2 protein-coding genes are annotated in these 1,680 nt (G+C 44.9%); one reads left to right on the top strand and one right to left on the bottom strand.

Features of this window, described 5'->3' with window-relative positions; all coding sequences use genetic code 11:
* Positions 1-885, bottom strand: an 885-nt coding sequence (locus HRU21_13410) for a hypothetical protein (protein ID NRA43281.1), incomplete at its 3' end; no start/stop codon positions are given.
* A 191-nt stretch (positions 886-1,076) separates the two neighbouring features.
* Between HRU21_13410 and HRU21_13405 the strand changes: the two genes are divergently transcribed.
* On the top strand, positions 1,077-1,680 hold a 604-nt coding region (locus tag HRU21_13405; protein NRA43280.1), incomplete at its 3' end, for a TonB-dependent receptor plug domain-containing protein.

The following is a 1,680-nucleotide window of genomic DNA, read 5'->3' as shown; positions in this document are numbered from 1 at the left end:
ACTTGATATTTCAGTTAAATTTGCTAAAGGTTCAACCGGAATACGGTCAAATACTTCGTTGCGGTATGCAACAATTACTGCTTCAGCATTTGCAAAGCTGTTTGGTGTATAGCTGGCGCTTACTTTGCCTGTTAGGTCAAATTTGTTATTGGCACAGGTTTCCTGCGCAATTTGATAGGCTAGTTCAGAGATGCCATTCGCATCGAATAAAAAGCTCATCACCCCATTGTGGGTACAGTTTTGATTTCTTTGCTGCAGAGCAAATGGAAACGATACACGGCTCATACCTTGATCACCTGACTCATCCCATACACGTCCAGGGCCAACAATATACTCCCAGCGATTGTTGCTGTCATTGCTGCGGGTTACAGTTCGCTGCAGAGGAATAAAGTAGCTATCTTGTTGGACAAAATCAAAGCTGAAATCAGGTAGGTCGTCGGAATTGCCGGTAGGCGGGTCATTTACATCGACGGTGGATATCGATCCGCTATGTGCAGCAAAACTTAAGGTGCCACTAAAATTATGAGAGGGTGCTTTTGCCTCGGCGGGAATGGCAAAAGCGCTATAATTCACTAAGCCAATATTGCCTGAGTTACTCAGCTGCGCAAAACTTAAGTTTGCTCTTGGGCTTGCTAAAATACCGTCGCCACTAAGACAGGCTAAATAGTCGGTTCTGACAAGCTCATCGCTACAGTTATATTCACTAGGGTCAAGATTTCGGTCTAGCTCATCTAAAACAGGTTCAGCTGGGCCAGTAATAGGTTCCTCTATAGTTTCACCAGTTTCAGGAGGAATGAAATCATTAGCGCTAGTCTTGGTAGGGGCATCAGATGTGCCACAAGCGCTTATGAGCAGCGCTGATAGGATGAGAATGATGTATTGCATGACAATTACCTCTAAATTTCAATGCAAAAAATATATCTCCGCATATCAGGATGCTATAGAGCCAGTTTTTGCGTTTTATCTGGTTAAAAATGCAAAAACCTTGAAACTGGACTGAATTAAAGCAATTAATTGGTACTACGAAGCATCTCTGGCTCGAATTACCTTAATTAAAAGCTTTAAAAGGTGACAGCATGCAACAGCGTAAGTTCAAGAAAAAATACATTATCACAGCCATATCCACAGCTATGCTTAGCCAGTTAGCGGCTGCTCAAACTGATAGCCAGGCTGCAACTGATGAAGAGGCGCAGGGGCCAGTATTCGAAGAAGTTGTCGTCACTGCGACGCGGCGTGAGCAAACCGTGCAGGAAATTCCTTTCAATATTTCGGCCGTGAGTGGTGATGATATTGATGAGGCAGGCTATGTGAGCGCGGCTGAGTTATTTCGTGGCGTGCCAGGCGTATCTTTGGCCGATGGCGGTGCACGCAACGCCGACACCAATAACACTATTACCATCCGCGGAATAAATCTTGATCCAAATGCCACGGATCGCTTGTTTTTGACTGACCCAACGGTGTCAACCTATATCAATAACACCCCAACCTACTCGAACTTTATTTTAAAAGATATTGCCCGTGTTGAAGTACTGCGAGGCCCGCAGTCAACTTTATATGGCTCTGGATCTTTGGGCGGCACGGTGCGGTACATTTTAAATGAGCCAGAAACGGATTTTTTCTACGGCTCGGTAACGGCTAATCTAAGTCAAACCGATGGCTCGGATGGGTTGAATAAGGCGT

Source organism: Pseudomonadales bacterium (assembly GCA_013215025.1).
Lineage (GTDB): Bacteria > Pseudomonadota > Gammaproteobacteria > Pseudomonadales > DT-91 > DT-91.
Note: the sequence above shows the minus strand (reverse complement) of the source record. Positions and strands in the feature narration are given on the sequence as shown.